The organism is Marinobacter maritimus (assembly GCF_007671675.1).
In the GTDB taxonomy this organism is placed as follows: domain Bacteria; phylum Pseudomonadota; class Gammaproteobacteria; order Pseudomonadales; family Oleiphilaceae; genus Marinobacter; species Marinobacter maritimus.
Genome location: NZ_VCGW01000001.1, coordinates 149734 through 175218, shown reverse-complemented (window position 1 = coordinate 175218; position 25485 = coordinate 149734). Strand labels below are relative to the sequence as shown.

The following is a 25485-nucleotide window of genomic DNA, read 5'->3' as shown; positions in this document are numbered from 1 at the left end:
GTTTTGGGAATAAGACCCTGACACTGCCTATCTGGCTCAGCTGTGCACTGCCGATACCTATCTCGCCAAGAAGTTTGCAATCCACTCAGCAACGCCCTCTCCTGCGCCTTTGCGGATAACCCTTGCACGAGAAACACCGGGAGCTTCACCCGGATCTATCACCGTAATCGGTACGTCTCTCTCCACTTCGTGAATCAGTCCAGCAGCCGGATAAACCTGTAGCGAGGTGCCTACAATCAGCAGGTCGTCTGCGGTGCGGACGATGTCGGCTGCCGCCTGGAGCATTGGGACTTCTTCGCCGAACCAGACGATGTGCGGGCGTAGCTGCTGGCCGCACTCGCATTGCTCGCCCAGCTGGATGTCGCGGTAGCCAATGTCGTAGATCAGTTCCGGGTTAAACGAGCTTCTGGCTTTGGTGAGTTCGCCATGCAGGTGAACTACTCTGCTGGAGCCACCGCGTTCGTGTAGGTCGTCTACATTCTGGGTGACGATGGTTACCCTGTGGCTCTGTTCCAGTTCGGCGAGCAGGCGATGGGCGCGGTTTGGCTGGGCGGTGGCGAGTTGGCGCCTGCGTTCGTTGTAGAAGCGCAGCACCAGTTCCTGATTGCGGGCGAAGGCTTCGGGGGTGGCAACGTCGTATACGCTGTGTTGCTCCCAAAGCCCGCCGTTGTCACGGAAGGTGGAGAGGCCACTCTCGGCACTGATACCAGCGCCGGTGAGTACTACGATGTGCCTTTGCATCAGTCGAAAATCTTGCCGGGGTTGATGATACCGTTGGGGTCAAATACCTGTTTGATCCCTCTCAGGTAGGCTATTTCTGCTTCGCTGCGAGTGTACTGCAGGTAGGGCTTTTTGGTCATGCCCACGCCGTGTTCGGCAGAAACGCTGCCCTGGTATTTCTCGACGATTTCGAACACCCACTTGTTAACCTGTTGGCACTTTTCGAAGAAGTCTTCTTTTGCCATGTCCTCCGGTTTGAGGATGTTAAGGTGCAGGTTGCCATCGCCAATATGGCCGAACCAGATGATTTCAAAATCCGGGTAGTGTTCTGCTACCAGCTCATCGATTTCCTGTAGAAACCCCGGAACTTTGGAGACCACAACGGAAATATCGTTTTTGTAGGGCGTGCGGGGCGCGATGGATTCCGAGATGCGTTCGCGCAGCTGCCACAGGTTCTGGGCCTGGGTTTCGCTCTGGCTGATAACGCCATCCAGCACCCAGCCATTTTCCATGCACTGCTCGAACAGGTTCATGGCAGCGTCCATTACCTGATCAGACGTCGCTTCAAACTCCAGAAGCGCGTAGTAAGGCGCTTCGGTTTCAAACGGAGCCTGCACCTGGCCGTGGGCCAGAACGTGCCCCATGGCCTGGTGCGAGAAGAACTCGTAGGCGGTCAGATCAAGGCCGCCCTGGAAGGTTTTGAGCACGTCCATGGTATTGCCCAGGTCATTAAGCCCGAGCACCAGCACGGTCAGGTTATCTGGCTGGCGTGAGAGCTTCATGGTGGCTTCGGTGATAAACCCGAGTGTACCTTCGGCGCCGATGAACAGGTGGCGCAGATCATAGCCAGTGTTGTTCTTTGCCAGATCCTTGTTCAGATCAAGGATGTCGCCTTTACCGGTAACCACTTTCAGGCCGGCTACCCAGTCGCGGCTCATGCCATAACGAATGACCTTGATGCCACCCGCGTTGGTTGAGAGGTTACCGCCAAGCTGGCTGGAACCGGCAGACGCAAAATCGACCGGGTAGTACAGGTTGTTCTCTTCCGCAAAATTCTGCAGTTGTTCAGTCACTACGCCGGCCTGACAACGAACCAGGCGATCGCTGGCGCTGAAATCAAGAATCTGGTTCATGTTGTCGAAAGCAACAACCACTTCCCCGTTGGCGGCCACCGCTCCAGCACTCAAACCGGTACGTCCACCAGAGGGAACCAGCGCAACCCCGTTTTCGTTGGCGAATCTGACCAGCGCCTGAACCTGTTCAGTGGTTTTCGGTAGCACGATGGCCAGTGGGTTGGGCGCATAGATTCGCGTCCAGTCTTTGCCGTAACTCTCGAGATCAGCCGGGTCGGTCAGTACCTTTCCGGGCGCCTCGCCAGTGGCTACAAGCTCTTTGAGGGAAGCAATGATCTGTTCGGATTTCATGAATGCATCAGTCTCGTCAGGGTTGGGCCGGCTGCTCCGGATAAAAAGTTCTCGGTTCAATTGATCCAGGCGAACCGGCGCGCTGTGAAAAGTTGCTTTTATGGTATCATACCGCCCCTGTTCTGTGAGCCAGGCCCGACGATCACTGGCTGCAGGTCATTTCTTGCCACGAAAGGTTCGGAAGCAAAGCCCATGTCAACGAAGTCCCTCGAAAAGAGCAAAATTCGGATTCTGCTGCTGGAAGGCGTGCATCAATCCGCCCTGGACACCCTGAACGCCGCAGGCTACACCAACATTGAGTACCTCAGTCACTCTCTGGCCGAGGAAGATCTTATTGAGAAGATCGCCGATGCGCATTTTGTAGGCCTTCGATCGCGCACTCAGTTGACCGCCAACGTGTTTGAGGCTGCCAAAAAACTGGTTGCCGTGGGCTGTTTCTGTATCGGTACCAACCAGGTGGATCTGCAGGCGGCGACCCGTCGTGGCATCGCTGTATTCAACGCGCCTTTCTCCAATACCCGCAGTGTTGCAGAACTGGTTCTGGCACAGGCTATCCTCCTGCTCCGTGGTGTTCCGGAGAAAAATGCCAAGGCACATCGTGGTGACTGGCAGAAATCGGCCAAAGACAGCTACGAGATTCGGGGTAAAAAACTGGGCATCATCGGTTACGGCAATATCGGGACCCAATTCAGTGTTCTGGCGGAAGGCCTGGGCATGGACGTGTACTTCTACGATGTGGTTTCCAAATTGTCCATCGGCAATGCAACGCAGGTAGGCACCATGCAGGAACTGCTCAACATAGCGGATGTTGTGAGCCTGCATGTGCCGGAAACACCGGCCACCAAGTACATGTTCAAAGCAGAGCAGTTGGCTCAGATGAAGCCGGGCTCTATCCTGATGAACGCCTCAAGAGGCACGGTTGTTGATATTGACGCTCTCTCAGACGCTCTCAGAAGCGGCAAGCTACTGGGTGCGGCGATTGACGTATTCCCGGTTGAGCCCAAATCCAATACTGAGGAGTTTGTTTCTCCGCTGCGCGAATTCGACAACGTTATCCTGACGCCGCATGTAGGCGGTTCCACCATTGAAGCTCAGGAAAACATCGGGCGTGAAGTGGCAGAAAAGCTGGCCATGTACAGTGACAATGGCACTTCGGTGTCTTCTGTTAACTTCCCGGAAGTGGCACTGCCTTCGCATCCGAACCAGCACCGCTTGCTGCACATTCATGAGAACGTGCCGGGCGTGATGTCTGAAATCAACCAGGTGTTCTCCGAGAACGGCATTAACGTTTGCGGCCAGTACCTGCAGACCAAAGAAGACATTGGCTACGTGGTAATTGATGTAGATAAAGCCTACGGTGAACTTGCCCTGGAGAAGTTGCTCCAGGTGAAAGGCACCATTCGTGCTCGCGTACTGTTTTAAACTGTATGCGGCAATAAAAAACCGGAGCTTGTGCTCCGGTTTTTTATGTCCGGCAAAGCCGGGACGAGGATTTGTTAACAGATTACTGCATCGGGACCAGAGTCAGCTCTACGCGACGGTTCTGCTCCCGCCCTGCAGCAGTGTCGTTTGAAGCAATCGGATAACGTTCGCCATAACCGACCGCACGGGTGCGCTTGGGTTCAATGCCCTGGTTAAGGAGAAAGTCCCGCACAGAGCCAGCGCGGCGCTCACTGAGCAGCTGGTTGTAACTATCAGCACCGGAACTGTCTGTATGACCCTCGATCTGGATGATGGTCTTGTCAAATTCTTTCAGCACCAGAGAAACAGACTCCAGCGTGCTTGTAAAACCACCCCGGATTGAGGTCTCGTTCAGATCAAAGGTGATATTACCGGGCATGACAAGCTCTATCTCGTCGCCGTTACGAATAACCCGGACACCCGTGTTTTTCAGCTTATGTCTCAGCTCTGCTTCCTGCCGATCCATGTAATAGCCAATGCCTCCACCAACAGCTGCGCCGCCCGCTGCACCAATCAATGCGCCTTTGCCACGGTCGCTTTTGCTTGAGGTTGCTGCGCCTACAGCTGCGCCACCGATGGCGCCGATAATGCTGCCTTTGGTTGCATTTGAGGTTTTCTCTTCGTCGGTGTAAGGGTCATATGTCATACAGCCGGCGAGACTCATGGTCGTCACTGCTAATGCGAGCATTGTTTTCTTCACAGCATTCTCCTGTGGTTAGTTTTTTACAGACGTTTTTGCAGCTTCAAGTCTTCAAACTCTGCGGCCTTGTTGTCACGACGCATCAAGAGTTCTCAGGGACGTCTGCTGTTGGACGATCGAAGGTGTCGATAATTGTATTGAACACGGTGGCCTGTAGATCCTTGGCTTCGTTCACCAAGTGGTGACGACCGTCGGCGATTCGGACTTCCTCTACCGATGCAAACTTGTTGCGGATAATTCTGAGATTGTGCTGCCAGTCTACCGTCTGGTCTTTTTCGCCTTGAACCACCGTGACCGGAAAGTCTACAGGGCGGGCCGATTCAATGTGCGGTATCCAAATACGCAGCGCGCTTACCCAATCAACATGCACAGCTCTCGCCTGCAGCGGATCATGCTCTTTCAGAAAGCGCAAAAAATGTGTGTTACCACTGTTTGCGGAAAATACACGCTGCCAGCGGCTGATAAACGGCTTTACCATCGTGTGCAGGACTCTGGCACCAAGCCAGCCTGCTGGCCGGACCAGCGGCGCCAACAAGACCACTTTGCGAAATTCAGACGTTTCCCTGGAGTGGTGATTCGACAGCAAGTAATCAATCAGAATGCCTCCTCCCGTGCTCTGGCCAACAGCAAACCATGGCCCGCGAATTTTGTCCCGGACATGGGCAAGGACTTGGGACAATACGCCCTGGTACTCCAGGAAACTGCCAATTGCCGCCGGTGTCCCACTGGAAAGCCCGTGGCCCGGCTGGTCGTAAGCCAGCACGTCGAAGCCAGCCCCGATGCAGCGGTCAATCAACTGGCTGTACAAGCCCACGTGATCAAAATAACCGTGCAGAATGAACACCGTACCACGCTTCGCTCGCTGCTCTGGCAACCGAAAGTAATGCACCATAACTTCATGCCGGTCCGCCGTTACGTAGCCTTGGTGGTACTCAACCTCGGGATGTTCAACCCAGAGATCAAGGCCATAAAAACGGCAATAGGCCACCATTTCTTCGCTAAGCCCTTCCCGTCCACCCGGGTCAAAAGGCTCAAGCCGATCCAGCAGGGATCCACGATCCCAATCGGGTATTTCTATGGTATCTGTTTTCCAGTACACGTAGAGTTAAACGCCTGTCATGAATAGATAATACGAATTACGATGCTCAATCCTAACCCATAGCGGAGTCATAACACAGATGTTGCAACATCTTCTTGAAACCGGGCTGCGCCAGACCATGAATCGCCTGGTGAAACCGGCTCTTCATCCCAAGGTACCGGTTTCCGTTCAACGCACACTGATAAGGCAGGCATACCGGAGCTCTGTTCCGCCCCGTGACTGCCGTTTTCAGGCAGGCACACTGGCGGGCAAGTCTGTCATCAGGAGCTCGTTCGGCCAAGCCACACGCGGTGTTGTGCTGTATCTTCACGGCGGCGGATATATCATCGGCTCCGCCGCTACCCACAAAGGTCTTACCGGACATCTCGCCAAAACCAGCGGCTGCATGGTGGTTACTCCGGATTACCGCCTTGCACCGGAGCACCCTTTCCCGGCTGCATTGGACGATGCAGAAACAGCCTGGCATGCGCTGATTGATGAAGGTTTTGCACCTGGGCAAATTGCCATTGCCGGTGATTCTGCAGGCGGCGGGCTGGCCATTGCGCTGGCATTACGGTTGCGTGACAGCGGTCAGCCTTTGCCGGCTTCCCTTACGGTTTTTTCACCCTGGGTGGATCTGACCCAGGTAGCGCTGTATTCACCCGAATGTGAGCCAGTGCTGCAAGCACGCTGGACAGCCAAAGCTGCGAAACTTTACGCCGGTCAGGAATCTCTGCGTAACCCGCTGATTTCACCGATTTTCGGCAACCTTGAGGGTTTGCCCCCGATATTGATTCAGGTTGGGAGCCAGGAAATTCTGCTTAACGATGCTGAGCGACTCGCAAGCGCAGCCACAAAGGCCGGGGTAAAAACTCGCCTTGAGGTGTTTAACAGCCTTTGGCACGTTTTCCAGGTTCACAGCGGTCAGCTGGACAGAGCCACTGCCGCAGTGCAAACCGCTGGCGGGCATATCAGAGAGCATCTGGCAGACTGAGCTCCCCGAGCACAAGCGCCTCTTTGCGTTGTCTTGGCCATTGCTTGATGTGCCACTCCAGCTTTGATGCCCGGCTGCGGTCGCCGGCCGGCGAACTGAACACCAGCTGCAGCGGGCCCTTTCCCCTCAGGCTTCGCGCGCCTTTGGGCGCGCCGGCCTGATGTTCAGCAAAGCGGCGGGGTACATCGGTGCTAATACCGGTGTAAAGCGCACCGTTGGCGGTTCGGATAATGTAAACAGACCAGTCACTTGCCATCGGTCAGCATCTGCTCCCTTGCCTTCACCTTTTTCTGCTGCAACCAGAGGCCTGCCATGATCAACACCAGGCCGATGTAGGTCGACGGCAGGATCTGCTCTCCAAGAATAAAATAGATAAACACGAGAGACAGGAAAGGCGAAATGAAGATCAGGTTGCTCACTCTGGAGGTATTTTCCGCCTTTTTCATGGCATAGGACCAAAGCACAAAGGCGATGCCCATCTCGAACACACCTACGTAAACGGCCGCCACCAGTGAGCCTGTTAGCGGGAACGCCAAGCCTTCTGTCCACCAGCAGATCAGGGCAATCACCGGTAGGCCAAACAGGAAGTTCAGAAACAGCCCGACCACCGGGTCCCGGGTATCGCGGGTAGCAATAATCCAGTAGGAGGCCCAGACAAGCGTACTGCCGATTGCCAGTGCGACGCCCAGCGGATCTGAGAAGCTGAGAGTAGTCACGGCGCCACGAGTGGCAATCACCACAACCCCGGCATAACACACCAGCCCGGCGACAATATCCAGCTTGCGCAGGCGATGCCCTAAAAAGGGTACCGACAGATAGGCCAAAACCAGCGCCCAGGTATAATTTAACGGTTGTGCCTCCTGGGCAGGCAGCCGGTCAAAAGCGCCGAACAGCAGAAAGTAATACAGGCAGGGATTGATCAACCCCATACCAAACGACTGGATGTACTGCTTTTTGCGCAGCGAAAACACCAGGTGCCAGCGCTTCTGCAACAACAGAATGCTGCCGATAACCAACACAGACGAGGCGCAGGCAACCAGCAGCATTTGCACCGGTGCCAGATCCGCGAGCGCCAGTTTGAAAGCAGTGGCCACCGTAGACCAGAGCAGAACCGTGCCCAGTCCATACAGCATGGCTGTTTTCTGATTTGTCATTACGGCTCCCCTTTCAGCTCTCGTGCACCGATGCTTTCAGGACTGGTTTCATCATTGTTTTCGCCCGCCGACTGACCCGTTGCCAGCCACCGATACAAGGTGCGTCGGTTAATGCCCAGAATCTGCGCTGCTCGGCGTTTATTGCCGCTAACCGCCTGCATCACCTCGCGCACATAGTCTTGCTGAAGGTGCTCCAGTGTCGGCCATTCGGAGATATTTCCACTGGATCGGGGCCCTTCGGGACTCACCGATCCACCCTGACGCTTCCTGATCCGCTCAGGCAGGTGATCAGGCTGAATGGTATCGCCCTCACAGAAGGTAACCGCCCTCTCGATTGCGCTACCCAGCTCGCGGACATTCCCCGGAAACGGATAATCCATCAAAGTGCGGGAGCTTACCTCACTGAGTTTGAGAAATCCGCGCTGATGCCGCCGCGCCGCCTCCCGTAAAAAATGCATTGCGAGCAGATCGACATCATCACCCCGCTCCCTGAGCGGCGGAATACGCAGGCTAAGGGTTTCCAGCCGATAATAGAGATCTTCCCGAAAACTTCCCTCTCGTACGGCCTTGAGCAGATCCACATGGGTAGCGGCGAGGATTCGCACATCCACCGGCTCTTCCTGGTCCGCACCCACCGGTTTGACCATGCCCTCCTGCAAGACCCGCAGCAGCTTCGCCTGCAAGGCCAGGGGCATTTCTCCAATTTCATCGAGCAACAAAGTGCCGCCGTGGGCTTCTGCGAACAGGCCTTTGCGGGCCTGACGGGCACCGGTAAAAGCACCCGCCTCGTGACCGAAAAACTCACTTTCCATAAGTTCGCCGGGGATGCCAGCGCAATTAACGGCCACAAAAGACCCGGAGTTCCGCCCGCTGGCCTGGTGAATAGCTCTCGCGACCAGCTCCTTACCGGTGCCGCTTTCGCCGCAGATCAGCACTGCGGCTTCGCTGCGGGCGATCTGCCGGATTTCAGACCGAAGCCGAACCATGCTTTCATGTTCACCAATGAGACCGAGAGATTCATCCTCGCCTTTGTGCGCAAGAAACTGCTGCAATTGCCGGGTGAGGTCGGCCTGAGCCAGCAACCGACGTATTTTCAGGCGTAGATGGTCAGTGGATAACGGCTTGGTCAGAAAATCATCCGCCCCGGCTTTTAGCGCATCAACGGCCTGATCCACGGTTCCGAACGCGGTAATAATGATAAACGGCAGGCTATGCCCGTCAGTCTGAGCTGCCTTGAGAAGCTCCAGGCCATCTCCATCCGGCAGACGAAGGTCAGAAACAACCAAGCCCGGTGTTTCTTCAGCAAGCAGCCGGCAGGCCTCGTTTACCGTACCGGCGCGGGTTACGCGATAGCCATCCAGCTCGAGCTCTTCGCTTAACAAAAGGCTCAGGCTGGCATCGTCTTCCAAAAGCAGAATCGTTGCCTGGTGCTCGCTCATTCCGCTACCTCCACTGGCCAAAACAGGCTCATCCGGCAGCCGCCCGCTTCGTTGTTTCCGATTTCAATCCGACCACCGTGCTCTTTCAGTACGCTGCTGACGACCGCCAGTCCAAGCCCCGTGCCCTCTCCCGCTGGCCGGGTGCTGTAAAAAGGCTCAAACACAGACTTCCGTTTTTCTGCCGCTATGCCCGGGCCATCGTCATCTACCCGCACCTCCCACTCGTTACTGCCGTGATGCAGCGACAAAATAACCTCAGAACGGGCGGCCTGGCAGGCATTGCGCACTACATTAAGACACGCTAATTCCAATCTCACGGGTTCCGCCCTGATCCTGGCGTCCGCGTCAAGGCCCTCGCTCAGCAGGCGTTTGCCTCGACATTTCTCGTCCTCAGCGGCACGACCCAACACATCTCTGAGTACTGCAGCAAGACTGATTGGCCGTCGTGAATCCGGCACATGCCGGAAACAATCCAGAAGCTGCTGAATAATCATGGTCATACGCCCTACCTGATCGCTTATATCCTCCAGATGACGGCGCTGCTCTTCGGTGAGCTCGTGACGCGCCAGGATATTTGCGCGACCCTGAATCACGTTCAGGGGTGCACCAAGCTCGTGCGCGACACCCCCGGCCACACGCCCGATCATGGCAATTTTTTCCTGATATTCCAGGCGCTCAGCCAGCTCGCGTTCTTTGATCACACGGTGTTGTATTTCCTCTTCTGCCCGGGCCATGCGCTCACCCATGTCCCGCACACCACCATATATCTGCCGCAACTCACGGGGGCCGGATGGATCCGCACCAAGGCGCCAGTGCCCGGGAGCCAAACCCGCCATAGTGCTCAATAGCCGGCTTACATGCCGGCCCACAGCACCGTAATGCCCGAGCACCACCACCAGAATGATCGTGATCGCCAGAGCAGACCAGATAGACACCGCCCACAGGCGGATTGAGGCCAGAAGCTCATGGAAATCACTGCGTCTGCGGGTTATCTGCAGCAACCCCTGTATACGACCGTCTGCGGCTACCAAAGGCGTAAAGTGCGAAAACACGGATTGCCCATCCACCCAACGAAACGCTCCTCCAAGCTCGCCGCTGTTGATGACCTGCTCCGCACTGGCGCTGTTCCCCACATCTGTATCAGCCAGGCCGAGGCTGGCGATTCGGGCACCATCCTTGTCGAATACCGATGCCCCCGACACACGACCAATCCGGAAAATCGATTTCAGGGAATCGCCCATTACCAATTCGTCTTTCTCCTGCATCGCCCGGGAAAGCGGGCCGCTGGCCGCGCGGGCAACCAATTCGAGATCTTCCCGCAAGCGATCATTCAAGGCTCTTTCTACGGCGCCAAACCCCAGATAAATGGCAAGCCCGCTAATGACGAGCAAAGGGACAACAATGCTCAATACCAACGTTAACTGTATCGATCCAAAAACCTGGCCGGCATTTCTGAGGGAGGGTTTCATTCTGGCTCCAGCGACATAATTGCCACACATTTCTGCCACATGTGGCATTTCGCCACAACCCTCATTACGTGAGATTAACCAATAAATAAAGTCAACCTTATGTTTTAAAAGGAAATTATCTAAAAACAAGAGACTGGCACGGTGTTTGATTAGTGCTTGGTGTACGCAAATGAAACAGGAGAAGTCGACTATGAATATGAACAAATTACTCGTATCCATTACCGCATCCATTGCCCTGCTGGCCACCGCACCCACCATGGCGGAGCAGACTCAGCAAAGCCCGGCAGCCACCGATTCCGCCGGTTACTCGAACCCCGCCGCAGCTGGCACTCAGAAGACCGACTACAACGACGCTGAGCTGAAAAAGTTCATTACAGCACAGGAAGGCATTACCGAAGTGCGCGAAGAGTACATCGAGAAAATTGAAGCAGCGGATTCCCAGGAGAAGGCCCAGGAACTGCAGATGAAAGCCAACGATGAGATGGTATCGGTCATCGAGGATTCAGGCATGGACATCCCGACCTATAACGCCATCGCGACGGCCTACAGCAGTGAGCCGAAAGTACGTAACCGTATTGAAGCGCTGATGTAAACGCCGGTCGAAACCGGACAAGCTGTTCGTCAGTTTTAGCCCCGCCAAGCGCGGGGCTTTTTTTATAGAGCCTTAACAAACCGTAACTGCAAATCTCACTGGCAGTTGCCATACATTAGTTTACCCATTGAGCACATCTCGCCCCTTGACAGCAATCTGGTTCAGGAGGACTCCATGGAAGCGGAAGGCCGATACCCCCTATTGGTCGTTATTCTCACCCTCGCACTGCTCCACCTTGGCGGCTGTCGTTACCCCAACGATGTCGCGGACACAACGGAGCGTGTAACCGCGGGGACTCTTCGCGTTGGCGTTGCACATAATCCACCCTGGGTGATAACAGACCACGAAGGCACAAAGGAACCTGCGGGAATAGAGGCCGACTGGGTGCGAGATCTGGCAGAAGCCTTATCGGCAAAAATAGAATGGCATCACCAACCTCAGCTTGAACTACTCGAATCTGTTGCCAAGGGCAATCTGGACATTGGAATCGCCGGTCTGGTGAAAACAGCCCAGATAAGCAAAATGGCAGCACTAACACGCCCCTATACCCAGACAAGCCACCATCGTTCGGATGGAAATATAGTTAACGAACCACATGTTTTGGCGCTTCCTCATGGGGAAAACGGCTGGATGATGACCGTTGAACGGCTGTTGGAAGCGCGCCCACCGCGAACCGATGTCTGGCTTGCCCCGAGCGAGCAGGGGGCGCAATGAACATACGCCGCACCTACCGTATCCCGGAAAACCGACAGGTTGTTCTAAATAAGCTCATCAAGCTGCAGTGGGTTAACTTTTTTTTCCGGTTATCAATCGTTGCGGCCATCTATTTTGCGATGGGCAACAGTCAAGCCATGAAAGCCGCCTGGCTTGAAGACATTCTGACCTTGGGCCCGCCCCTGGCATTTCTGATTGCAATGCACATACAGAAGCGGCCGCCCGACAAGTCCTACCCTTATGGCTATCACCGCGTTAACGTTATCGCGTTTCTGTTCACAGCTTGCGCGTTATTCGCATTGGGACTCTTTTTGCTGGTTGATTCCACAACCTCTCTTCTGGAAGCCAAACCCACCTCCATTGGTGCAGAAACCTTCTATGGACACACACTTTGGGCCGGATGGGTGATGATCGCTGCACTTGTATACAGCGCAATCCCGCCGTTTATTCTTGGGCGCATGCAGGAAAAACTCGCCCGCCATGCCCACGAGAAAACGGTAATGGCAGACGCGAAAATCAGTAAAGCCGACTGGATGACCGCGGTTGCAAGTGTAATAGGTATTCTCGGGGTTGGTATGGGGTTATGGTGGGCAGATGCTGCAGCTGCGCTGATCATCGGGCTGGACGTAACCCGCGACGGCTATACCAACATACGGGAAGCCGTTGGGGATCTTATGGACCGACGACCGCACTCATCAGAAACCGGAAAGCCAGAGGAGTTGCCCGCCCTTCTTGAACAACAGCTAATGGCACTGGACTGGGTAGAGCGCGCGAGCGTGCGCCTGCGAGAGGAAGGCAACGTGCTCAGCGGTGAGGCGTTTGTTGAGCCAGCCTGTGACAAAGACCTGACCAGCAACATAGTCCAGGCGCAACACTTGGTCGAAAACACAGACTGGCGCATATCCGAAGTCGTCATAATGCCGGTGACTGACCTTACCCGGGCCTCGGATTAGTCTTGATCTCTTACCCAGCGGTCTCCTTCTTTATGATATTCCTGCTTCACTGCTGCCCACGCGACTTTGTGAGCGGTTTCCTCGCGTCCTGAGTCGCCCCGACGATCATCGGGATCACTGTATTGATCCCACGCCGAGTTAAACGCTTTGCGATAGATTTCCTGAGCATGAGCGGGAAGATTGTCGGTGACCTGGGCTGGTAGTTTCGATTTACTTGAATACGGCATAAATATCTCCCTGAATGAGAGGTTGGCTACGCTAACCGTGCCTGCGCACTCCACCAACATAATTAACAATCTTTGCGACGGCCTTCAACGAGTAAATAATGACAGCAACCTTAAGGATTCTTCACAACCACTCCTGCCACTATTATTCGCTCTGGACTTATTCCCGTAACTGACGCTAACGCGAGCGCCGACCATTCGTATCGTGAAATGAGCCATTTTATGCCTCACAATTCTGATCATCCGAAGCAAGAGGGCCTGGCCTGCTTGAAGACCAGGTCATGCGAGAGAAACTCTTCCATTCGATCACGAGCGCATTCCAGTTGTTTTTATTCAGGACGCAATGGAGTTTCCGGATCTGGTTCACGTCGTAAAAGAGACACTGGAAATCGAAAAAGGGGCTTCAGTCGGTAGTCCGGAACGAAGCGGTGAAGATCAACGGTGTGGATCCCGATTTTCATCGCCGCGATATGTGGGACGCTATCCAGCGCGGCGATTATCCTGAATGGGAATTGGGCGTACAGATTTTTGATGACGCCCTGAACATTCGGAAGAACAGCTCGTCGAGCTTCGCAGGGCGCAAACTTGGGGTGTTCGCCAGCGAAGGCATCGACGTAAAGATCTGTGATGCTTTTGGCCATTGCAAGTTCATCGGCTATAACACGGCTGCTGAAACTTTGCTGAAAAGCGCTGGCCTTGCTGACAGCAAGGAGGCCGGATTTCGCGACCAGCTTTAATCTACAGCGACCGGTACCGAGACAAACTTGACGCCCTGGCGAGCCAGCTCAGCAGAACCACGTGCCGTAAGTTCGGAAATAAACTGGAACTGATCTTTGGGATCAAACGGGTAGGCCTTGAGCCGATAGTGCATACCCCAAGGCTTGTTGAAAACAATCACCAGCACAGGTCGCCAGGTTTTTGTACGCGGGCTGGTGAAGGCTACGTCCCTGAGCAACTCACGGACACGGCTGACATCGTGGTTCGCCTCAAGATGAAAGTCTGCGACGCACATCAGGTTATCGGTGCCATCGTTGCCGTTGGCGATCAAGGAGTTCCATAACTTGTTGTGAGGGATGATCACAACCGTGTCATCCGGGGTGACAATCTCGGCCGCACGTGTGCCTATAGCCCGCACTTCACCGTATTGTCCATCCACTTCAATCCAGTCTCCGGGGCGATAAGGCATCTCATAAAGTGTGACAATGCCGGCAATCAGGCTGTTTGCGTAATCCTTGAAAGCAAAGCCTAGCGCCAGAGCCAGAGCGCCAAAAATGGCCACCATGTTTTCAAATGATGGCTTCACCAGAATCGGAACGACGATCACAATCGTGGCGAGAATAATTAGCAGCCGAAGCAGAGGCACGGATGCCAGCAGGTAAAGGCGCGGCTTGCCGCCAAGCTTTTCGGCAACGCGGGGAAGCACTTTTTGGACCGCCACCATGATCAACGAGGCGATGACGATAACAAGCACGGCCTGCAGCAGCGCCTGCCCTGTTATGGAGGCGAAAGCATCCTTGATTCCAAGATCATCGATCATAATCGCTCCTAGAACTGATCAACCGGAAATCCCCAACTCTGCAGGTGGCGCCTGACAGTGGGATATCCGATAGGTGTTACTCGCCAACGTTCATCGGACTGTTCCCAGACAACCAACTCAGCCCGCTTTAACCGTGACAGCACCAGGCTCAGCTCGTACGTGGAAACACCCGTAACCACTTCCAATGAGGCCATATCAAGGCCGTTGTGCAGCAACAATCCGTGCAGCACGAAGCCGGTGACACTCTCCTTGCTCTGGGGCATGGTCGGAAGGCTCAGCCTCTCCAACGGCACAACCCAGCAATCCGCCGTTTGGCTTTGCTTTTCGGTCTTTTCATCGGCATCTTCCAGCTTGGTGTCATCATCTGGTCGCGCCCGAAGGGATCGCTGCCAGATTGCCAGGGCTACGCCGGGGTTACCGCGAGAGGTGGCGGCCAGGTCTCGCAGAAAGTTGCTGTATTTGCGCTTTTTACTGTCTTTATCTTTTTCATTTTCGTCTGTTTCGGCCAAAGGCAACACATAGTAGCCATCGCCCGTCATCCTTGCGATCACGGTTGACTTACCGCTACCCGACGCCAGGTACGTGAACCAGGCTCCCAGCCGCTCAGCATCCATGGGCCCCGGTGTCCAGGGCGACATCTGGGCGTTCTCAAGATAATGCCCCCAGTATCGCCAGCACCAGCTCGAGCACCCCACTATACCCACACCCGTATCGCCATTCGCGATCCGACGAAACAGTTCCTTTACCAGTGCCAGGCCTGAAAGGCGACGCAGCCAGAAATCAGCAAGCTCGGGAATCACCCAGGGGCGTGATAAATCCTGCCGATCCCACCACTCATTTGCTTCATGATCGTCAAATGACAGCGCATCTGGCGGTGAAATGATGGCCCATTCTTCTCCACCACTTTCGATCGAGCCTGACTGCCCAGGCTCTGGGAATCTCGCGAGTGCCTGCTGCACTCCAGAAAATGGCGGCGCCACCAGGAATGCGACTTCCCGGCTAAGTGAGCCCTCGGTGCGTGCGCGCTCGAGGCCACACGCGATGGCTGTCGCCTGGTCAGAATAATCCGGCTCTGGTGCCAGACGTTTCCGCTGAGCGGAAGATAGCTCGGGCAACTCATCCATGCTTTCAAAAGGCTCTTCTGCCTGAGACACTTCTGCCTGCAACTGCTTGAGGGCATGGCCAATTGCATCCTTGAGTGAGCGCCGCACAGATGTTTGCGGCAGTGTCCACTGCTCAGCGGGCACTAATCCGCCAGGAAGACATGGGTCGGCTTTGTTCTCGTTGTTTTTATCCTTCAAAAAACAGCTCCTGCATGACCAGTGGCTACCCGATCTACTCGGGCACCAACCAGCTGTGTTCGTGAGAAAGGCCCAGCGCAGACTCTTCAGCAATATCCTCAATCATGGCAGAAAAACGATCGTCAAACCCCCAGGGCGGATTAACAACCAGCAGGCCGGAACCGGTCATCCCTCGCTCAGGGGGCGTTTTCAGATGGACTTCGCTACACCACACCTTGCGAAGAGAGCTGCCCTTCACTGCTTGTTTCAGAGTGATATGTAGAGCGCTGGCAAGCACCGGATACCAGACGAGATAAACACCATGGCGACACTTCTGCCAGGCTTTGAGCAAAGTCTCGGCAACATCAGAATACTCGGATTTGACCTCGTAGGAGGGGTCAATCAACACCATCAGCCTGGGTTGCGCAGGGGGCAGCCGCCTCAACAGCCCCTTCAGGCCGTCTTCGTGCATTACTCGCACCCCCTGCTCAGCGGCCCAACCGGCAAGCTGACCACTTTCAGTGGGGTGCAATTCAAACGCTGTCAATGAATCACCCGGGCGAAGAAACTGGCGAAACCAGGCGGGAGATCCGGGATAAACTGCCAAACGGCCACCCCCCGCGTTGAAGCGCGACAGCACCTTCATAACCGGCTTCCAGTCTTCGGAAATCAAACCGTTACGGCTGGCCCAGAGTTTTTGCACGCCAGAATCGGCTTCCGCGGTTTTCCGGGCTCGCTCGCTTTCAAGATCGTAGATAGCGCTACCAGCGTGGGTGTCAAAGCCCGCGATAGCCGAAGACTTTGACTGCATCATGACAAGAGCAAGCGTCAGCGCCGCGTGCTTCTGGACATCAGCAAAGTTCCCGGCGTGGAAGGCGTGAAGATAACTCAGCATAAATCGGCTCCCTGTAAACAGGAGCTATTAAGCCCGAGCGCACGTCGTCAGTGCAAGAGACCCTCAAAAAAACGCTCCCTGATTCAACGCAAAAGCACTCTTGCGTTGTGGCGCTTTAGTCAACATAATTGCGAACGATAATGCATCCTATTACCATACTCGTTCCTGGAAACCCGGAGTTCTCAATGAAGACAATGTTTCGACTGGCCCCTCTCGCGCTCACTATTGCCGTCTTGACGAGTGCTGGCTGCGCCAACACCACCTCGTCTGATTCAGCATCCTCAGAGCCCGCCACCAAAACGTCGGTTGTAGAGCACTACGCTGACGTAGCGCATGCCGGATACGAGGACGCCCTGATCACTGCCAAAGCACTGGACAAGGCTACCGACCGGCTTATTTCCAATCCTACAGAAGCCAATATGAAAGCGGCCAAGGAAGCCTGGCTTGCGGCCCGCGTGCCCTACCAGCAAACAGAAGTTTTCCGCTTCGGCAATGCGGTTGTGGATGATTGGGAGGGACAGCTGAACGCCTGGCCTCTGGACGAGGGACTGATTGATTATGTACAGGCTGATGACTATCAGTATGAACTGGGCAACGCGGGCGCAACCGCGAATATCATTGAAAGCGAAAACATCAACGTAGGTGGCGAAACTCTCAATGTATCAAACCTCACGCCTGAGCTCCTTGCGGGTTTGAATGAAATTGGCGGCTCGGAAGCCAACGTTGCTTCCGGCTACCACGCCATTGAGTTTTTGCTCTGGGGCCAGGACTTGCACGGCTTTGAGCTGGGCAACGGCGAACGGCCTGTAAGCGATTATGCCACCGGTGCCGATTGCACCAACGGCAACTGTAACCGCCGGGGCGAATACCTCGACGCCGTAACCGATCTTCTGGTTTCTGATCTGGAGTGGATGGTTGCACAGTGGGCACCGGGTGGCTCTGACAACTACCGCAGCCAGCTTATGAATGCCGACGCCAACGAAGGCGTGCAGAAAATGCTGTTCGGCATGGGTTCCCTGTCGCTGGGCGAGCTGGCCGGCGAGCGCATGAAGGTGGCCCTTGAAGCCAACTCCTACGAAGACGAGCATGACTGCTTCAGTGATAACACCCACAACTCTCACTATTACAATGGTCAAGGCATCCAGAACGTGTACACCGGTACCTACCGCCGCGTAGACGGTAGCCTGGTAACAGGTCCATCCCTCTCTGACCTGGTAGAACAGAGCAACCCCGAGCTGGATGCTCGCCTGAACGCGCAACTGGATGCCTCAATGAAGGCTCTGGGCGTGATGAAGGCCAAGGCCGAATCAAGCCAGAACCCCATGCCGTTTGATATGATGATTGCACCAGGCAACGCCAAGGGTGCAAGCGTTGTGAACGGCGCGATCATGGCACTGGTTGAGCAGACCGGTTCCATTGAAAAGGCGGCTCGCCAACTGGGCCTTGAAGCCCTGTCGCCAGACGACGCCGGCCATTCTTTCTGATGCCAAGCTTGAAATAATGATCAAAAAACGACTAATAATCGCATTGCTGGCGTTTCTGGCCTGTATCACCCTGCCAGTTCACGCTGGCCGCCACGCAGGCTTCCCGTTACAGGAGTCACCCAATACCGGAGGAGACGGCACGGTCGAGCAGTTCGACACTAATGCCTACTCCCTGCCCCAGGGCAACCTCTCAATGACCAAGCGCCTGGACTTCAGCGTTGGCAACAGTTTCTTCCGCAACCCCTGGGTAGAGGCACCGGCCAGCACCACAGCTCGGGACGGTTTAGGTCCCCTGTTCAACACCAACTCCTGCCAGGGGTGCCATATCAAAGACGGTCGCGGGCACCCTCCCGGAATCGATGAACCGCCTGTCTCGCTGTTCCTGCGCCTGGCGGTTCCAGCAGACCCCGAGGCTGACGCCGAAATTCTGCTTACCCATGGCTTCAAGCCGGCGCCTGTATACGGCAGCCAATTGCAAACCGCTGCCCTGCCCGGAGCCAAACCAGAAGCCGACATGGTGCTGACATGGAATAGAGTAACCAAAACCCTGGATGACGGCACCGAGGTGGAGCTGCGAGAGCCCGTATATCAGATAGAGAATCCCAATTATGGCCCTCTGCCCGGCGATCTTCTGATCTCTCCCCGGGTCGCACCACCCATGATAGGCATGGGGCTTCTGGAAACCATTCCAATGGCCGATATTGAGGCTTTGGCTGATCCGCAGGATGCAGACGGCGATGGCATTTCCGGAAAGCTGAATCAGGTATGGGATCTGGCCACCAACCAGACAACACCCGGCCGGTTTGGCTGGAAAGCCGCCGAACCAAACGTACACCAACAAAGCATGGGCGCATTTGCCGGTGATATGGGGCTGACCTCCAGCCTGAAGCCGGCCACAGACTGCATGCCAGAGCAAGCGTGTGATCGCTTTCCCGACGGTGGCCAGCAGGAAGTCAGCGACAAGATCGCAAACTTTGTCACCTTCTACGCCAAGAGTTTGGCTGTGCCGGCACGACGCAACATGGAAGATCCTTCTGTGCAGAAAGGCGCCCAACTGTTTAACGAGACCGGTTGCGCCGGGTGCCACACCCCCCGGCACGTCACAGGAACAGACGCAGAGCGCCCGGACTTGAGCAATCAGACCGTCTGGCCTTATAGCGACATGTTGTTGCACGACATGGGGCCTGCTCTTGCCGATGGCCGCGATGAGTTTTTGGCGAATGGCAACGAATGGCGCACACAGCCGCTCTGGGGCATTGGCCTGGCCCAAACCGTCAATCCGCAAGCCGGGTTCCTGCATGACGGGCGAGCGCGAACTCTGGAAGAAGCCATACTCTGGCATGGCGGCGAAGCCGAACCAGCGGTGGCACGCTTCAGTCAGTCCAGCGCCGATAATCGTCGGGCTCTGCTCGATTTCCTGAATTCACTTTAAAGGAGTCCGATATGAAGCGGCTGACTCTAACGCTATGCCTCGCCTCAACTCTGACCACCGCTCCACTGATGGCAGCCAGCACCAACAGTTCACATAACCCGGGCACTGACTATCGGAGACAATGGCACAGCGATATTCTCACCGGCTACCAGAGCTTGGCGACACAAAGCCAAACCCTGGCGAAGCAGGCAGAGGCTTATTGCCAGGCCCCTTCACCCGAAGCGTTTGAGCAGGCCAAACAGGCTTGGCTGGAGGCATTCCTTGCGTGGCAGAAAGTGCGCTTTGTGGATTTCGGGCCCGTAGAGCAGGATAATCGCGCCTGGCAATTCCAGTTCTGGCCGGATCCGAAAAACCTGGTGGCCCGCAAAGCCTCCTACCTGCTCAAAGATGATGCACCGATTACACCTGAAAAAATCAGCGAATCCGGCGTCGCAGTGCAGGGCTTTCCAATGGCGGAGTACCTACTGTACGACCAGGCATTCAACAACAGCGAAAGAGCTCTGCCAGCAGATCACACCTGTAAATTACTGGCAGCCGTAACCCGTCATATCGCAGACAATGGCGAAACGCTGGCTCACGACTGGAAGGCTTTTCAGAACAACTACATTGGCAGTGACCAGTACACTGACACAACGATTCGTGCTGCCATGGCCGGGCTGGAAATTCTTGAAGAGCGCCGCCTGGCCACGCCCATGGGGTTGCGCGGCAACGGCAAGCGTTCGGTATACAGCGCCGATGCATGGCGCAGCGAGGCCAGCCTGATTGCTGCTGACGCCAGCGTTCAGGGCCTCAACCAGCACTTTTTGCCGGCTTTCTCAAAGCTTCTCAAGGATCGGGGACAAGCGAGCCTGGCTGAGAATATCGATCAGCAGTTTAATGAAGTCCTCGCCAACTTCCCGGAGCTTGACCGCCCGATGGCGCCGCTACTGGCTGACGATAAGGCTTTCAGATCCTTGCAAAACCTTTACATTGACGTGACTCAGCTAACCGCGCTGGTGAACGACCGTGCGGCCGTTGAGCTCGGCGTCGTGCGCGGTTTTAATTCCAGCGACGGAGACTGAGGAAAGGCCCATGCCTGAACTGACACGCAGAAGCCTTATCAAAACAGCCTTTGCTGGCAGCGCAGCTCTTACGCTATCCGGTTGTAACATACTGCCCCGAAAAGCCGGCAGCGAAGGCCCGCAACAGTACACAGGGGCGATCGGTCTGCCTGATGGCAGCTTTGCCGTAGGAGCCACAGCGCCGGATGGCACAATGCTCTGGAAATCCCCGGTACAAACCCGCTGCCACAGTGGCTGCAATCGCCCGGGCACAGCGGAGGTATTGTTCTTTGAACGCCGGCCCGGCTGGGCGTTCTACGTTCTCAACAGCAAAACGGGCGAAAAGTTCCACCGCATTGAAGCCGCAGAGGGCGAACACTTTGTGGGCCATGGCGTGTTTTCAGCAGACGGCCGATTTCTGTACGCCCCGGTTAACCGCTATGAACCCGGAGAAGGCATCATCGCGGTGTACGACAGCCACATGCAATATCAACGGGTGGATACCTTTGAGTTGGACGGCACCGGACCGCACCAGATCACACTGCACCCCGACGGCCAAACGCTTATCGTGGGGCTGGGAGGCATTCTCACTCACCCGGATTACGACCGCATCAAGCTCAATCTTGACACCATGGAGCCTGCGCTGGTCTTGATGGATAGACACTCTGGCGGGGTTCTTGCCCGCTTCCAGCCATCCCACCACCAACTCAGCACCCGACACGTGGATGTCGCGCCAGACGGTACAATCTATGCCGCTTATCAATACCAGGGCCCGGCCCATGAACTTCCGCCGTTGGTCGCCAGGTACCGCAACGGGCGCTATGAAGAGATCAGCTTTGGTGAATCTGTTCACCAAGAACTGGGTAATTACATCGCCAGCATAGTCGCACACCCGGAAAATGATCTGGTTGCCATTGCCTCGCCGGTTGGAGGTACAGCACTGATCTTTAACAGCCGAACAAGCGCTGTAATTGAGAAGGTCGCCATCGCAGACTGTGCCGGCGTTGAAGCACTGGCGGGGGGCGACTTTCTGGTTTCCTCAGGCCGTGGCAAGCTGGTTCGAATGGGCAAGAACAAGCCGGCGGCAGAGATTGCCAGAATGTCGGTTCGGTGGGATCATCATCTGGTGTAAAAACCGCTGATCTGCATTCCGGGGTTCAGGGGTGCCGGCCCGGCTGGTATCCTTGGCTATCCATTTCCCGGAGAACGGCGGCTTGTCCCAGCAACAGACACCCTTACAGAAAAACACCTCTTCACAAGAGAGCGCCCAGGCAACAACCGACACCCTTGAGCGATCTGTTGACCGGCTCTACAGCCTGATCGCAAACGAGGAAGACGCCCGGGTCTGCAGAGACATTCCTGCGGAAGCCTGCCAAGTGGTGCCACGCAACTTTTTCCTGATTCTGGCAGCCAACGTACTGACCAAGCTGGGCGATCTGCTGATCAGCCCCAAAACGGTGCTCGCGTGGCTGATGAGTGCCATTGGAGCACCAGCTTTGGTGGCCTGGCTTGTTCCCATTCGGGAATCCGGCTCCATGGTGCCCCAGATGCTGATCGCGGCTTGGGTTCGCCGCAAACCTGTGCGCAAATGGTTCTGGACAATTGGCAGTTTTGGCCAGGCAGTCAGTGTTGCGGCCATGGCTGCTAGCGTCTGGTTTTTTGAGGGCTACAGCGCAGGTGGCGGCATCATTGCAGCGCTGATTGTGTTTTCCCTGTCGCGGGGGTTCTGCTCCGTGGCCATGAAAGACGTTCAGGGGAAGTGCATCCCGAAAACCCGCCGGGGCAGACTCTCCGGCCTTGCCGCCACCATAGGCGGCACCGCAACGGTTATCCTGACGGTTCTGCTGTTTTGGGAGCGCGACGACCCTTCTCTGGCATTTTACAGCCTGTTGCTTCTGCTGGCGGCCGCGCTCTGGGTCATTGCCGGGCTGCTGTTTGCTGGCGTGGAAGAATACGATGGTGAAACCGGCGGCGGTGGCAACGCCCTCACCGAAGCCTTTCAAAGCCTGTCGCTTCTGCGCGATGACGCGCCTTTTCGCAACTTTGTTATTACCCGCGCCCTGCTGCTGTGTTCGGCCCTGGCATCGCCCTATTTTGTGGTACTGGCTCAGAAAGAATCGGATACGGGTTTTATGCTTGGGGTGTTTCTTCTGGCAAGCAGCCTGGCCAGCTCCGTATCCGCAAGTTTCTGGGGCTGGATGGCAGATACCTCCAGCCGGCGGGTGATGATCCGTGGAGCCGCTATTGCCAGTGCAGTGTGTTTGGGTGTTGGCCTGACCGCCATGTTTGCCGGCACAGGTGTCGGCAACGGCTGGTTCTACCCGCTGGCATTCTTCGTGCTGAACATTGCCCATGCAGGCGTGAGACTGGGCCGAAAAACCTATCTGGTGGACATGGCGGGAGGCAACAAACGCACAGACTACACGGCCGTCAGTAACACCGTGATCGGCTTTTTGCTGCTTGCGACCGGCGGTCTGACCGCGCTGCTCTCACTGATCTCAAACTCTGCGGTGATTGTCGTGCTCGGATTGATGGGACTGGCCGGAACCCTCAGTGCCATTCGGCTCAAAGAGGTAACCGAGGGCTAAACCGCCAGCCTCTGAACAAGCGTTTCAGGCGGGTGCCTTGCCATCATTCAGTGCCAGGGCACCTTTCACAATGCGGTAGATGACCCATATGGCAATGCCCATAAGAATGAACCATCCGATAATAATAAAACTGGTCACAACACCAATAATCGTCCACAACAACCCTATCCAGAAGGTACGAATCTGCCAGCGAAAATGTGGCTCAATCCAGGTGCCGGCAACGTCGTCCAGCTTGACGTAATTGATGATCACACCAACCAGCCCGGTAATGCCTCCCAGAAAAAAAGACAGTCCCTGAAGGATATAGACCACTACTGCCAGGTTACGCACCGGGTCAGAGCGGCGCGACAACTCATTCGTTTTTGCGTCGGCAGGAATGAATTCCGAGTCAGCCAAGACCTGTCTCCTTTTTCTGTGTGAGCGACCAGTTTAACACAGCCTCTGAAGCAGCTATCAAACCCTGGGAGTCAGTGTTTATCCGGACGATACCCAAGCCGGAACCCGCCCCAGTGACGGCCATTCACATACACCGGAACAGACAGATCGTGCATCACTTCGCCTGTGTCGCGTCGGTATGTTTGCAGCAACATATTCTCTTTATGGTTACCACAACGAATGGCCGTACGATCTCTAAACAGGCGCTTGCTTCGGCTGCGCATGAGATCAACTTCTGGCTCACCGGTTTCTGGGTGGGCGAATTCGCGATTATGAGTGGGTATATAACCATCCGGTGACTGAACTGCCGCATACACCAGAGCGGAGTGCGAGTCTTTTACCTGTTCCTGAACTACAGGTAGATTCTTATCGGTAAAAGAGTCAAAGCTGCTCGTATACTTGGGGGGGTGAGTGCCCTGAATCGGCGTTCTGGCTTTGTCAAACAGCTTGCTTTCAGTCAGCTTGCCATCGCGAATCGCCTGTTCAAACAACTGACCGATCTGAGTGGCGCCATTTCGCGCCTGATCGTAGAAGAACCTGTGGTAACTGGAGCCACTGTTCAGTGCAAACGCCGCGTTGGCAACTTCCGCGAGCTCCATCAGGGTACCCGCTTGCTCTGCCAGCGAGGTAACACTGTTATCACTCTCTGTGATCTGATCCCTGACGGTTTCGATGGCTGTGAACACATGGGCCAGGCTAACCTCGTTGGCCTGATCTATCTCGGCAATGCGTGCTACCTGTTGCTGAACCCGGTCTGACTGATCGCGTATCTGGTCGAGCCGTTCACCGACGGTCTCCACCGATGTAAGCCCGTCCTCGACGCTGCGGGCAAGATCTTCAATTCGGGTGACTATCAGCGCAGTATCTGACCGGATCTCCTGCAGCGTTTCAGCCACCTCGCCAGTGGCCTGGGCGGTGCGGCCGGCCAGCTGCCGGACTTCATCTGCAACAACCGCAAAACCGCGCCCCTGATCTCCGGCACGGGCGGCCTCAATGGCCGCATTAAGGGCCAGCAGGTTCGTCTGCTCTGCAATACCCTGAATGGTGGCGGTTACACCCTGAATCTTGTTGGATTTTTCATTAAGCTCCTGGATCAGGCGAAGATTTTCACCGGACTGCTGATGCACCACCCGAATGCTGTCGATTGCTGAGGTGAGTGCGTGCCGCCCTTCCGTGCTGGCCTGGCTATTCTGCAGGGCCATGGTGGCTGCATCCGTAGCCTGCTGTGAAGATTCTCGAACGGTTTCAGTAATCTGCCCGGCATAGTCTGCCATCTGCGCGGTTTCCTGGACCTGGAGATCAAGGCGCAACTTGAGCTGATCCGCCGCATAGGAAACCTGAGCGGCAGAAATGGCACTTTTATCCGCACTGCCAGATAGCGATTTGACCAACTCCTGGCCGGATTGAGCATCTGCAAGTAACTGCTGACACCGGGAATGAAGAGGGTGATTTTCTTCCAGTGTTCCATCCGTCAGCGCGGCCAGCCCGCGGTCTACCGGCTCAAGAACCCTCATGACCAAAAATAAGGCCGCAACAATAAGGCCTATGATCAGCCCGATGAGCAGTGATGCCGCATCCAGACCCAGAGAAGGTGCCATCAGAAAGCCTGCAACCGCAAAAACAAATGCGATTGCGCTCCCAAAAAATATCGTTGCACGGTCAAGCAACCCCATAAAAACCTCGTCGTTGTTATTATTTCTGATAGGTACACGGTGAGACGGCCAATTTAGAGACTAGAGAATTGAAGCGGTTTAATAACTCATACTTTAGTTGACTTATGTATCTTAACGGCCAGGTCGGGCGCTTCTTAAACAAAAAACCGCAAACCCTGCAAGCCTTTTCATCTGGCCACCAGGTTTGCGGTTTTCAGGA

24 protein-coding genes and 1 pseudogene are annotated in these 25485 nt (G+C 55.6%); 11 read left to right on the top strand and 14 right to left on the bottom strand.

The genetic code is table 11. From position 1 onward, the window contains the following. Nucleotides 1-57: 57 nt before the first annotated feature. Nucleotides 58-741 carry an SIR2 family NAD-dependent protein deacylase gene (locus FFI90_RS00855; RefSeq protein WP_144775623.1) on the bottom strand — a complete coding sequence of 228 codons (684 nt, stop codon included), beginning with the start codon at nt 739-741 and terminating at the stop codon, nt 58-60. Next, complete coding sequence (locus FFI90_RS00850) at nt 741-2144, bottom strand: FAD-binding oxidoreductase (RefSeq protein WP_144775621.1); 1404 nt, start codon at nt 2142-2144, stop codon at nt 741-743. Before FFI90_RS00850 ends, FFI90_RS00855 begins: the two co-directional genes overlap by 1 nt. Nucleotides 2145-2336: 192 nt before the next feature. On the opposite strand from FFI90_RS00850, the gene serA reads away from it, so the two are divergent. Further along, nucleotides 2337-3566, top strand: coding sequence for a phosphoglycerate dehydrogenase (gene serA / locus FFI90_RS00845; RefSeq protein ID WP_144775619.1), 1230 nt, complete (start codon nt 2337-2339; stop codon nt 3564-3566). An 82-nt stretch (nt 3567-3648) separates the two neighbouring features. Here serA and FFI90_RS00840 read toward each other — a convergent pair whose 3' ends face one another. After that, complete coding sequence (locus FFI90_RS00840; RefSeq protein ID WP_144775617.1) at nt 3649-4305, bottom strand: YiaD family glycine zipper/OmpA-like lipoprotein; 657 nt, start codon at nt 4303-4305, stop codon at nt 3649-3651. A gap of 82 nt (nt 4306-4387) precedes the next feature. After that, complete coding sequence (locus tag FFI90_RS00835) at nt 4388-5404, bottom strand: alpha/beta hydrolase (RefSeq protein WP_144775614.1); 1017 nt, start codon at nt 5402-5404, stop codon at nt 4388-4390. A 79-nt stretch (nt 5405-5483) separates the two neighbouring features. On the opposite strand from FFI90_RS00835, the gene FFI90_RS00830 reads away from it, so the two are divergent. Next, nucleotides 5484-6377 (top strand): alpha/beta hydrolase, encoded by an 894-nt coding sequence (locus FFI90_RS00830; RefSeq protein WP_144775612.1) that lies wholly within the window; start codon nt 5484-5486, stop codon nt 6375-6377. Here FFI90_RS00830 and FFI90_RS00825 read toward each other — a convergent pair. The 4 genes from FFI90_RS00825 to FFI90_RS00810 are packed head-to-tail and all read right to left on the bottom strand — an operon-like array spanning nt 6355 to nt 10439. Next, nucleotides 6355-6633: a GIY-YIG nuclease family protein gene (locus FFI90_RS00825; RefSeq protein ID WP_144775610.1), complete on the bottom strand. Its 279-nt coding sequence runs from the start codon at nt 6631-6633 to the stop codon at nt 6355-6357. The genes FFI90_RS00830 and FFI90_RS00825 overlap by 23 nt on opposite strands. After that, a complete protein-coding gene (locus tag FFI90_RS00820; RefSeq protein ID WP_144775608.1) occupies nt 6623-7531 on the bottom strand; it encodes a DMT family transporter in 909 nt (302 codons plus the stop codon). The genes FFI90_RS00825 and FFI90_RS00820 overlap by 11 nt, the downstream gene beginning before the upstream one ends. Further along, on the bottom strand, nt 7531-8970 hold the full coding sequence (locus FFI90_RS00815) for a sigma-54-dependent transcriptional regulator (RefSeq protein ID WP_144775606.1): 1440 nt from the start codon (nt 8968-8970) through the stop codon (nt 7531-7533). The genes FFI90_RS00820 and FFI90_RS00815 overlap by 1 nt, the downstream gene beginning before the upstream one ends. Further along, complete coding sequence (locus FFI90_RS00810) at nt 8967-10439, bottom strand: ATP-binding protein (RefSeq protein ID WP_144775604.1); 1473 nt, start codon at nt 10437-10439, stop codon at nt 8967-8969. Before FFI90_RS00810 ends, FFI90_RS00815 begins: the two co-directional genes overlap by 4 nt. 190 nt (nt 10440-10629) lie before the next feature. Here FFI90_RS00810 and FFI90_RS00805 point away from each other — a divergent pair, with 190 nt between their 5' ends. The 3 genes from FFI90_RS00805 to FFI90_RS00795 all read left to right on the top strand — a co-directional run bounded on the left by FFI90_RS00805 (nt 10630) and on the right by FFI90_RS00795 (nt 12698). Next, on the top strand, nt 10630-11031 hold the full coding sequence (locus tag FFI90_RS00805) for a DUF4168 domain-containing protein (protein ID WP_246123259.1): 402 nt from the start codon (nt 10630-10632) through the stop codon (nt 11029-11031). Nucleotides 11032-11205: 174 nt separating this feature from the next. Further along, a complete protein-coding gene (locus tag FFI90_RS00800; RefSeq protein WP_144775602.1) occupies nt 11206-11745 on the top strand; it encodes a substrate-binding periplasmic protein in 540 nt (179 codons plus the stop codon). After that, nucleotides 11742-12698, top strand: a complete 957-nt coding sequence (locus FFI90_RS00795; protein WP_144775600.1) for a cation diffusion facilitator family transporter — start codon at nt 11742-11744, stop codon at nt 12696-12698. Before FFI90_RS00800 ends, FFI90_RS00795 begins: the two co-directional genes overlap by 4 nt. Here the strand turns inward: FFI90_RS00795 and FFI90_RS00790 are convergent. After that, on the bottom strand, nt 12695-12925 hold the full coding sequence (locus tag FFI90_RS00790) for a ChaB family protein (RefSeq protein WP_144775598.1): 231 nt from the start codon (nt 12923-12925) through the stop codon (nt 12695-12697). The two genes, FFI90_RS00795 and FFI90_RS00790, sit on opposite strands and share 4 nt — an antisense overlap. Before the next feature lie 371 nt (nt 12926-13296). On the opposite strand from FFI90_RS00790, the pseudogene FFI90_RS00785 reads away from it, so the two are divergent. Next, nucleotides 13297-13455 (top strand): annotated as a pseudogene (locus tag FFI90_RS00785) (catalase); the annotation flags it as partial. A 200-nt stretch (nt 13456-13655) separates the two neighbouring features. On the opposite strand, the gene FFI90_RS00780 reads toward FFI90_RS00785, so the two are convergent. Genes FFI90_RS00780 through FFI90_RS00770 form a run of 3 tightly spaced genes read right to left on the bottom strand, consistent with a single transcriptional unit; the run spans nt 13656 to nt 16634 of the window. Continuing rightward, complete coding sequence (locus tag FFI90_RS00780) at nt 13656-14459, bottom strand: mechanosensitive ion channel family protein (RefSeq protein WP_246123257.1); 804 nt, start codon at nt 14457-14459, stop codon at nt 13656-13658. An 8-nt stretch (nt 14460-14467) separates the two neighbouring features. After that, entirely contained in the window at nt 14468-15760 is a 1293-nt protein-coding gene (locus tag FFI90_RS00775; protein ID WP_144775596.1) for a hypothetical protein, read from the bottom strand. Nucleotides 15761-15794: 34 nt separating this feature from the next. Next, nucleotides 15795-16634, bottom strand: a complete 840-nt coding sequence (locus FFI90_RS00770) for a 23S rRNA (adenine(2030)-N(6))-methyltransferase RlmJ (RefSeq protein WP_144775594.1) — start codon at nt 16632-16634, stop codon at nt 15795-15797. Nucleotides 16635-16828: 194 nt separating this feature from the next. On the opposite strand from FFI90_RS00770, the gene FFI90_RS00765 reads away from it, so the two are divergent. From FFI90_RS00765 to FFI90_RS00745, 5 genes are all read left to right on the top strand, one after another. Beyond that, nucleotides 16829-18118 (top strand): imelysin family protein, encoded by a 1290-nt coding sequence (locus FFI90_RS00765; RefSeq protein WP_144777165.1) that lies wholly within the window; start codon nt 16829-16831, stop codon nt 18116-18118. 16 nt (nt 18119-18134) lie between these two features. Continuing rightward, nucleotides 18135-19550 carry a di-heme oxidoreductase family protein gene (locus tag FFI90_RS00760; protein WP_144775592.1) on the top strand — a complete coding sequence of 472 codons (1416 nt, stop codon included), beginning with the start codon at nt 18135-18137 and terminating at the stop codon, nt 19548-19550. 11 nt (nt 19551-19561) lie between these two features. After that, nucleotides 19562-20611 (top strand): imelysin family protein, encoded by a 1050-nt coding sequence (locus tag FFI90_RS00755; protein WP_144775590.1) that lies wholly within the window; start codon nt 19562-19564, stop codon nt 20609-20611. 10 nt (nt 20612-20621) lie between these two features. Beyond that, nucleotides 20622-21722 carry a DUF1513 domain-containing protein gene (locus FFI90_RS00750; protein WP_144775588.1) on the top strand — a complete coding sequence of 367 codons (1101 nt, stop codon included), beginning with the start codon at nt 20622-20624 and terminating at the stop codon, nt 21720-21722. 184 nt (nt 21723-21906) lie between these two features. Then, nucleotides 21907-23178 (top strand): MFS transporter, encoded by a 1272-nt coding sequence (locus FFI90_RS00745; protein WP_186317926.1) that lies wholly within the window; start codon nt 21907-21909, stop codon nt 23176-23178. Between the two features lie 24 nt (nt 23179-23202). On the opposite strand, the gene FFI90_RS00740 is transcribed toward FFI90_RS00745, so the two are convergent. Continuing rightward, nucleotides 23203-23574 carry a DUF4870 family protein gene (locus FFI90_RS00740; RefSeq protein ID WP_144775584.1) on the bottom strand — a complete coding sequence of 124 codons (372 nt, stop codon included), beginning with the start codon at nt 23572-23574 and terminating at the stop codon, nt 23203-23205. Between the two features lie 71 nt (nt 23575-23645). Further along, nucleotides 23646-25286, bottom strand: coding sequence for a methyl-accepting chemotaxis protein (locus FFI90_RS00735; RefSeq protein WP_144775582.1), 1641 nt, complete (start codon nt 25284-25286; stop codon nt 23646-23648). Nucleotides 25287-25485: the final 199 nt, after the last annotated feature.

Excerpts from the sequence above, each read along its gene's own strand:
- FFI90_RS00830 (WP_144775612.1), top strand. The coding sequence starts at position 5,484 with ATGTTGCAACATCTTCTTGAAACCGGGCTGCGCCAGACCATGAATCGC.
- FFI90_RS00795 (WP_144775600.1), top strand. The coding sequence starts at position 11,742 with ATGAACATACGCCGCACCTACCGTATCCCGGAAAACCGACAGGTTGTT.
- FFI90_RS00805 (WP_246123259.1), top strand. The coding sequence starts at position 10,630 with ATGAATATGAACAAATTACTCGTATCCATTACCGCATCCATTGCCCTG.
- FFI90_RS00780 (WP_246123257.1), bottom strand. The coding sequence starts at position 14,459 with ATGATCGATGATCTTGGAATCAAGGATGCTTTCGCCTCCATAACAGGG.
- FFI90_RS00765 (WP_144777165.1), top strand. The coding sequence starts at position 16,829 with ATGTTTCGACTGGCCCCTCTCGCGCTCACTATTGCCGTCTTGACGAGT.
- FFI90_RS00815 (WP_144775606.1), bottom strand. The coding sequence starts at position 8,970 with ATGAGCGAGCACCAGGCAACGATTCTGCTTTTGGAAGACGATGCCAGC.
- FFI90_RS00790 (WP_144775598.1), bottom strand. The coding sequence starts at position 12,925 with ATGCCGTATTCAAGTAAATCGAAACTACCAGCCCAGGTCACCGACAAT.
- FFI90_RS00755 (WP_144775590.1), top strand. The coding sequence starts at position 19,562 with ATGAAGCGGCTGACTCTAACGCTATGCCTCGCCTCAACTCTGACCACC.
- FFI90_RS00850 (WP_144775621.1), bottom strand. The coding sequence starts at position 2,144 with ATGAAATCCGAACAGATCATTGCTTCCCTCAAAGAGCTTGTAGCCACT.
- FFI90_RS00750 (WP_144775588.1), top strand. The coding sequence starts at position 20,622 with ATGCCTGAACTGACACGCAGAAGCCTTATCAAAACAGCCTTTGCTGGC.
- FFI90_RS00770 (WP_144775594.1), bottom strand. The coding sequence starts at position 16,634 with ATGCTGAGTTATCTTCACGCCTTCCACGCCGGGAACTTTGCTGATGTC.
- FFI90_RS00820 (WP_144775608.1), bottom strand. The coding sequence starts at position 7,531 with ATGACAAATCAGAAAACAGCCATGCTGTATGGACTGGGCACGGTTCTG.
- FFI90_RS00855 (WP_144775623.1), bottom strand. The coding sequence starts at position 741 with ATGCAAAGGCACATCGTAGTACTCACCGGCGCTGGTATCAGTGCCGAG.
- FFI90_RS00760 (WP_144775592.1), top strand. The coding sequence starts at position 18,135 with ATGATCAAAAAACGACTAATAATCGCATTGCTGGCGTTTCTGGCCTGT.
- FFI90_RS00825 (WP_144775610.1), bottom strand. The coding sequence starts at position 6,633 with ATGGCAAGTGACTGGTCTGTTTACATTATCCGAACCGCCAACGGTGCG.
- FFI90_RS00800 (WP_144775602.1), top strand. The coding sequence starts at position 11,206 with ATGGAAGCGGAAGGCCGATACCCCCTATTGGTCGTTATTCTCACCCTC.
- serA (WP_144775619.1), top strand. The coding sequence starts at position 2,337 with ATGTCAACGAAGTCCCTCGAAAAGAGCAAAATTCGGATTCTGCTGCTG.
- FFI90_RS00735 (WP_144775582.1), bottom strand. The coding sequence starts at position 25,286 with ATGGGGTTGCTTGACCGTGCAACGATATTTTTTGGGAGCGCAATCGCA.
- FFI90_RS00810 (WP_144775604.1), bottom strand. The coding sequence starts at position 10,439 with ATGAAACCCTCCCTCAGAAATGCCGGCCAGGTTTTTGGATCGATACAG.